The organism is Xanthomonas arboricola pv. guizotiae (genome assembly GCF_002940205.1).
Classification (GTDB): domain Bacteria; phylum Pseudomonadota; class Gammaproteobacteria; order Xanthomonadales; family Xanthomonadaceae; genus Xanthomonas; species Xanthomonas arboricola_C.
On the sequence record NZ_MDSK01000032.1, the window covers coordinates 46,572 to 52,571 of the forward strand.

At 66.8% G+C, this 6,000-nt stretch carries 6 protein-coding genes; all 6 read left to right on the forward strand.

Translation table 11 applies throughout. The annotated features are described in order from the left end of the window. Positions 1-116: 116 nt before the first annotated feature. The 6 genes from XarbCFBP7408_RS17335 (at position 117) to XarbCFBP7408_RS17360 (ending at position 5,907) form a co-directional block, all read left to right on the forward strand. Positions 117-1,694 carry a cryptochrome/photolyase family protein gene (locus XarbCFBP7408_RS17335; protein WP_104564010.1) on the forward strand — a complete coding sequence of 526 codons (1,578 nt, stop codon included), beginning with the start codon at positions 117-119 and terminating at the stop codon, positions 1,692-1,694. A 151-nt stretch (positions 1,695-1,845) separates the two neighbouring features. Beyond that, positions 1,846-2,850 carry a beta-N-acetylhexosaminidase gene (gene nagZ, locus XarbCFBP7408_RS17340; RefSeq protein ID WP_104564011.1) on the forward strand — a complete coding sequence of 335 codons (1,005 nt, stop codon included), beginning with the start codon at positions 1,846-1,848 and terminating at the stop codon, positions 2,848-2,850. Beyond that, on the forward strand, positions 2,850-3,404 hold the full coding sequence (locus XarbCFBP7408_RS17345; protein WP_053045294.1) for a hypoxanthine-guanine phosphoribosyltransferase: 555 nt from the start codon (positions 2,850-2,852) through the stop codon (positions 3,402-3,404). The genes nagZ and XarbCFBP7408_RS17345 overlap by 1 nt, the downstream gene beginning before the upstream one ends. A gap of 86 nt (positions 3,405-3,490) precedes the next feature. Beyond that, positions 3,491-4,243, forward strand: coding sequence for an S-methyl-5'-thioinosine phosphorylase (locus tag XarbCFBP7408_RS17350; RefSeq protein WP_039809937.1), 753 nt, complete (start codon positions 3,491-3,493; stop codon positions 4,241-4,243). A gap of 87 nt (positions 4,244-4,330) precedes the next feature. Continuing rightward, positions 4,331-4,537, forward strand: coding sequence for a transcription antiterminator/RNA stability regulator CspE (cspE, locus tag XarbCFBP7408_RS17355; RefSeq protein ID WP_003488188.1), 207 nt, complete (start codon positions 4,331-4,333; stop codon positions 4,535-4,537). A gap of 95 nt (positions 4,538-4,632) precedes the next feature. Continuing rightward, on the forward strand, positions 4,633-5,907 hold the full coding sequence (locus tag XarbCFBP7408_RS17360) for an FAD-dependent oxidoreductase (protein WP_104564012.1): 1,275 nt from the start codon (positions 4,633-4,635) through the stop codon (positions 5,905-5,907). Positions 5,908-6,000 lie beyond the last annotated feature (93 nt).

Below are 6,000 nucleotides of genomic sequence, written 5' to 3' on the forward strand. Positions count from 1 at the left end.
TCGCCAATGCAAACGGGCCGCGCAGGCATGGCAGACCATGTGCCGCCATGCAGTGCGCGCGCGCGTGCGACCTCGATCGCTGCGATGCTTTGTGCGCGTGCACGCGTCCGGCTTAGATGAGCAATCCTGACGCGACCGCAGGCGAGCGTCACCCGCAGCCAGCTGCACACACGCTGCGCCTGGTCCTGGGCGATCAGCTCAACCCGCAACACAGCTGGTTCGATGTCACCGATGCGGGCGTGGTCTACGTGCTGATGGAAGTGCGCGAGGAAACCGACTACGTGCTGCACCACGCGCAGAAGATCCTGGCGATCTTCGCGGCGATGCGCGCGTTTGCCGCGCGCCTGCGGCAGGCCGGTCATCGGGTGCGTTACGTGGCCATCGACAACCCCAGCAATCGACAATCGATTCCGGCCAATCTGGACGCGCTGATCGCGCATTACCGCGCCAGCCGGCTGGAGTACCAGGCGCCGGACGAATGGCGGCTGGACCAAGCATTGCAGCACTGGTGCGCGCGGCAGCCGTTCGCCACGCGCATGGTCGACAGCGAGCATTTCCTGACCGAGCGCGATGAGGTGGCCGGGTGCTTCCGCGCCGGCGGCCAGTGGCGCATGGAAGTGTTCTATCGAAAGATGCGCCGTCGCCACCGCATCCTGCTCGATGCCGCAGGCGAACCGGAAGGCGGGCGCTGGAATTTCGATCACGACAACCGTGCGCCATGGCCAGGCGATCCGCCCGCACCGCAGGAGTGGCGCGCCGCGCACGATCACCGCGCGCTGTGGAGTGCCATCGAGGCAGCCGGGGTCCGCAGCTTCGGCGCGCCGAATGCTCACGCGCTGCCGTGGCCGCTGCACCGCGACGAAGCCTTGCGGCACCTGGATGCCTTCGTCATGCATGGGTTGCCGCACTTTGGTCGCTACGAGGATGCGATGAGCACGCGCAGCCCGCGGCTGTTCCATTCGCTGCTGTCGTTCGCGCTCAACGTCAAGCTGCTGCATCCGCGCGAGGTGATCGCGCGCGCGGAGGCGGCCCTGCAGGACGGGCATGCGCCACTGGCATCGGTGGAAGGCTTCATCCGCCAGATCCTGGGCTGGCGCGAATACGTGCGCGGTGTGTATTGGTCGCAGCTGCCCGATTACGCGCTGTCCAATCGGCTCGACCAGCATGCGCCGCTGCCGCACTGGTTCTGGGACGGGCAGGTCGGCATGCGCTGCCTGGCCGATGCGATCGGCAATTCGCTGGCCAACGCGCATGCGCACCATATCCAGCGGCTGATGGTGATCGGCAATTTCGCGCTGCTGGCGGGGCTGGACCCGCAGGCCCTGCATCGCTGGTATCTGGGCATCTACATTGATGCGTTCGAGTGGGTGGAACTGCCCAATACGGTCGGCATGAGCCAGTTCGCCGACGGCGGCCTGCTCGGCAGCAAGCCGTACATCAGCGGCGCGGCCTATATCGACCGCATGAGCGATTACTGCGGTGGCTGCCGCTACCAGCGCAAGCTGCGGGTCGGCCCGCAGGCCTGCCCGTACAACGCGCTGTACTGGGATTTCCTGGCGCGGCAGCGCACATTGCTGGGCACCAACGAGCGCCTGGCGCTGCCGTACCGGCAGCTCGATGCCATGGCACCGGAGGTCCTGGAGCAGGTGCAGGCGCAGGCCGCGCATTGGCGGGCGAATCTGGAGGTGCTCTGAGCTGGCTCTGAGCGGTAGCCGGAGGGCAGGGGCAGGGCCGAGACGGCCAAAAAACACGGGCCTGCCTGAATGCGCGATCTGACGCTGCAACGCGCATCTGCGACAATGCCGCGCTGCGCCAACGTGGCGCCTGGCCCGGGAGTCCTCCAACATGCTTCTGATCGGCGTTGCCGGTACCGAACTCAGCGCACAGGAACGCGACTGGCTGCAGCACGACGCGGTCGCCGGCGTGGTGCTGTTCACGCGCAACTTCGCCTCGCGCACGCAGGTGGCCGAGCTGTCCGCGTCCATCCGCGCGGCCGCACCGCGCCCGGTGCTGATCTGCGTGGACCAGGAAGGCGGCCGCGTGCAGCGCTTTCGCGACGGCTACAGCGCCCTGGCGCCGCTGCAGAGCTTCGGCGCGCAGTACGCGCAGGACCCCGAGGCCGCGCTCGCCGCAGCGCGCGCGCATGCGCAGCTGATGGCCAGCGAAGTGCGTGCCAGCGGCGTGGACCTGAGCTTCGCACCGGTGGTGGATCTGGGCCGCGGCAACCGCGCCATCGGCGATCGTGCCTTCAGCGACGATCCGCAGATCGTGGCCAGCTTCACCCGCGCCTATGTGCAGGCGCTGCACGGCGCCGGCATGGCCGCCACGCTCAAGCATTTCCCCGGCCACGGCAGCGTGCTGGAAGACACCCATGTCGACCGTGCCAGCGACCCGCGCCCGCTGGAGGTCCTGCTGGCCGAAGATCTGCTGCCGTTCGTGGCCGGCATCGAGGCCGGTGCCGACGCGGTGATGATGGCGCACGTGGTCTACCCGCAGGTCGCCCCGGAACCGGCCGGCTATTCGCCGCGCTGGATCGAGCAGATCCTGCGCGGGCAACTGGGCTTTCGCGGTGTGGTCTTTTCCGACGACGTCGGCATGGCCGCCTCGTTCAGCGCCGGCGGCGTGGCCGGCCGGGTGCATGCGCATCTGGATGCCGGCTGCGACGTGGTGCTGGTCTGCCACCCGGAACTGGTCGACGAATCGCTGCAGGCCGTGCAGGGCCGCAGCCTCAACACCGCAGCATTGATCGGCCTGATCGGCCGCGGCGCGCTGGGCTGGGATGGCCTGCTCGCCGGCTCCGACGCCTCATTCACCACTCCCCTTTCCGCCTCTTTCGGAACAACTGCCTGATGTCCACGCTCACCATTTCCCAGGCCCTGGCCCAAGCCGATCTGCTGGTCGACCGTCCTGCCATCGATGCGGCGGTCGCCGGCATTGCCGACGCGATCGCGCGCGACTATGCCGGCGAAGTGCCGGTATATCTCACCATCATGCATGGCGCGTTGCCGTTCTCCGGCCAACTGGCGCTGGAGCTGGGCGCACGCGGCCAGGACCTGCAGTTCGATTACCTGCATGCCACCCGTTACCGCGGCGAGACCACCGGCGGCGAGCTGGTGTGGAAGCACCGTCCGGCCACTGCGCTGTTCGGTCGTCGGGTGATCCTGGTCGACGACATCCTCGACGAGGGCTACACGCTGCAGGGCGTGCGCCAGTGGTGCCTGGAGCAGGGCGCCACCGACGTGCGCGTGGCGGTGTTGACCGTCAAGCGTCACGACCGCTGCGTGCCCGGTGTGGCCGCCGACTATGTCGGCGTGGAAGTGGCCGACCGTTACGTGTTCGGCTTCGGCATGGACGTCAACGAGCAGCTGCGCGGCATTCCCGCCATCTACGCGATGAAGCAGTAACTGCCGCAGTCTGCCCGCGTCGCTGCGGGCAGCCCGGCGCGCAGGCCTGCGCGCCACCGTCCTGTCTTTCGTTGCAGAGGTTGCTTGTGTCCTCCACTTCCATCGCATTGGCCGTCATCGGCGGCACCGGCGTCTACAAGCTCGCACAGCTGGATCAGGTGCAGACGCACGACATCGAAACGCCGTACGGCGCGCCCTCCGGCCCGATCCGCGTGGGTATGTTGCTGGGCCACCGCGTGGCATTCCTGGCACGCCATGGCGAAGGCCATTCGCTGCCGCCGCACAAGGTGAACTACCGCGCAAACATCGCTGCGCTGCAGCAAATCGGTGCGGCGCGGGTGCTGGCGCTCAACACCGTCGGCGGCATCACCGAGCAGTTCGGCCCACGCGTGTTGGCGTGCCCGGACCAGCTGATCGATTACACCTGGGGCCGCGTGTCCACCTTCTGCGAAGAACCGGGCAGCGAGGTGCAGCACGTGGATTTCGGCCATCCGTATTCGCCGATGTTCCGCAGCAAGGTCATCGCCGCCGCCAAGGTGACCGGCGTCACGATGGTCGCCGGCGGATGCTACGGCGCAACTCAGGGACCGCGACTGGAAACGATTGCAGAGATCGCCCGCATGCGTCGCGACGGCTGCGACCTGGTCGGCATGACCGGCATGCCCGAAGCGGCTCTGGCACGCGAAAAAGGCCTGGAATATGCGTGTTTGGCGATCGTGGCCAACTGGGCGGCCGGCTGCGGCGACGCGCAGGAAATCACCATGGCCGAGGTGTTGGCCAACGTGGATGCCGCCTCGTCCGGATTGCCGGAGCTGATCGGCGAACTTGCACGCGGGTGATTGTCATCGGGGCATAAGCTTTGCATACTCGGCGCGTACGCATCGCCGTACACCACCCATTAATTATTGCAAAGGTCTCGCATCACCATGCCGAACGGTACCGTCAAGTGGTTCAACGACGCCAAGGGATTTGGCTTCATCTCACCGGAGGACGGCAGCGCCGATGTCTTCGCGCACTTCTCCGCGATCAATTCCAAGGGCTTCCGCAGCCTGCAGGAAGGCCAGCGCGTCAGTTATGACGTGACCCAGGGCCCCAAGGGTGCCCAGGCTTCGAACATCACGCCGGTCGAGTAATCTGACTCGATTGTGCGGTTGAAGAACCCCGCCACGGCGGGGTTTTTTTTGCGCCGGTTGTGCGCGGGCAGGGTTGACGAAACAGAGCAGGGACGATGCAACGAGCATTACGTATTGCAGTGGTGGGCTACGGAACGGCGGGGCAGGCACTGGCAGTGCTGCTGGGCGCCGATGGGCATCAGCTGGAGGTATTCGAGCGCGCAGCCGCGCCCGGGCCAGTGGGCGCGGGTTTTCTGCTGCAGCCCAGCGGCCTGCAGGTGCTCTGGAACATGGGCTTGCTGCCGCAGGCGCTTGCGCATGGCGCACCGGTGCGCCGCCTGTATGGCGACACGCCGTGCGGGCGGGCGGTGATGGACATGCAGTACCGCGATCTGGATGCGCGCCTGATGGGTGTGGGCATGCAGCGCGGTGCCTTGTTTACGCTGCTGCGCGAGGCCTGGCCGCAGCACGCACACCTGCATGTGGATACGCAGATCACCGCCATTGATCACGCGGGCGTGCGTGTGCAGGATCAACGCGGGCAATGGCACGGCCCCTACGATCTGATCATTGCTGCCGACGGTTCGGCCTCCACGCTGCGTGCGCAGGCACAGGCAACGCAGCTGGATCGCGTGTATCCATGGGGTGCGCTGTGGTGTCTGCTGCCACGCGAAGACTGGCCGTTCGTGGACGAATTGCGCCAGCGCTATATCGGCGCACGCAAGATGATCGGTCTGCTGCCGGTGGGCACGCGCCCGGGCGATGACACGCCGCGGCTGAGTTTTTTCTGGAGCCTGCCGTGCAGCGATTTCCTTGCATGGGAACAGCGCGGCATCGCGGCCTGGCGCGATGAAGTGGCGCAGATGTGGCCCGACGCGCATGCGCGTCTTGCCACGGTGCAGGTGCATGGCGCATTGGCACGCGCGAGTTATCGCGATGCGGTGGTGTCGCGCTGGCATCGCGGCCGCTTCGTGCTTGCCGGCGATGCCGCGCATGCGATGAGCCCGCAATTGGGGCAGGGCGTGAACATGGCGCTGCTGGACGCATTGGCGATGCGCGATGCGCTGCGCGCAGGCGCCGATCTGGACGATGCCTTGCAGCGCTACCAGCGCGAACGCCAGGCGCATGTGGCGATCTATCACCGCTGGAGCCGCTGGCTGACGCCGCTGTTCCAGTCCGAACGTGATCTCTGGGCACAAGGCCGCGATCTGCTGCTGCGCCCGATGGGACGCGTGCCGGGCGGACGCGGGCATATGTTGCGCGTGCTCAGCGGTACCCAGCACGGCTGGTTCGGCAAGCTGGCCTTGGCGCCGGATTTCGTTGATGCGTTATCGCAGCCGGTTGTGCGTGCGGTGGACGATAAAGCCGAAGCGGCTGTGTCGAACAGGTAATAAGAGCGGCTAACAAAACCCTTGAATTCTGTTGAGTCGGCGACAACATTGCCGGCATGACACGTCGCAACGAGATCCCTAGTGCGCTTTGGA

What these genes read in the sequence shown, in the direction of transcription:
- XarbCFBP7408_RS17335 (WP_104564010.1), top strand. Translation starts at nt 117, where the DNA reads ATGAGCAATCCTGACGCGACCGCAGGCGAGCGTCACCCGCAGCCAGCT.
- nagZ (WP_104564011.1), top strand. Translation starts at nt 1,846, where the DNA reads ATGCTTCTGATCGGCGTTGCCGGTACCGAACTCAGCGCACAGGAACGC.
- XarbCFBP7408_RS17345 (WP_053045294.1), top strand. Translation starts at nt 2,850, where the DNA reads ATGTCCACGCTCACCATTTCCCAGGCCCTGGCCCAAGCCGATCTGCTG.
- cspE (WP_003488188.1), top strand. Translation starts at nt 4,331, where the DNA reads ATGCCGAACGGTACCGTCAAGTGGTTCAACGACGCCAAGGGATTTGGC.
- XarbCFBP7408_RS17360 (WP_104564012.1), top strand. Translation starts at nt 4,633, where the DNA reads ATGCAACGAGCATTACGTATTGCAGTGGTGGGCTACGGAACGGCGGGG.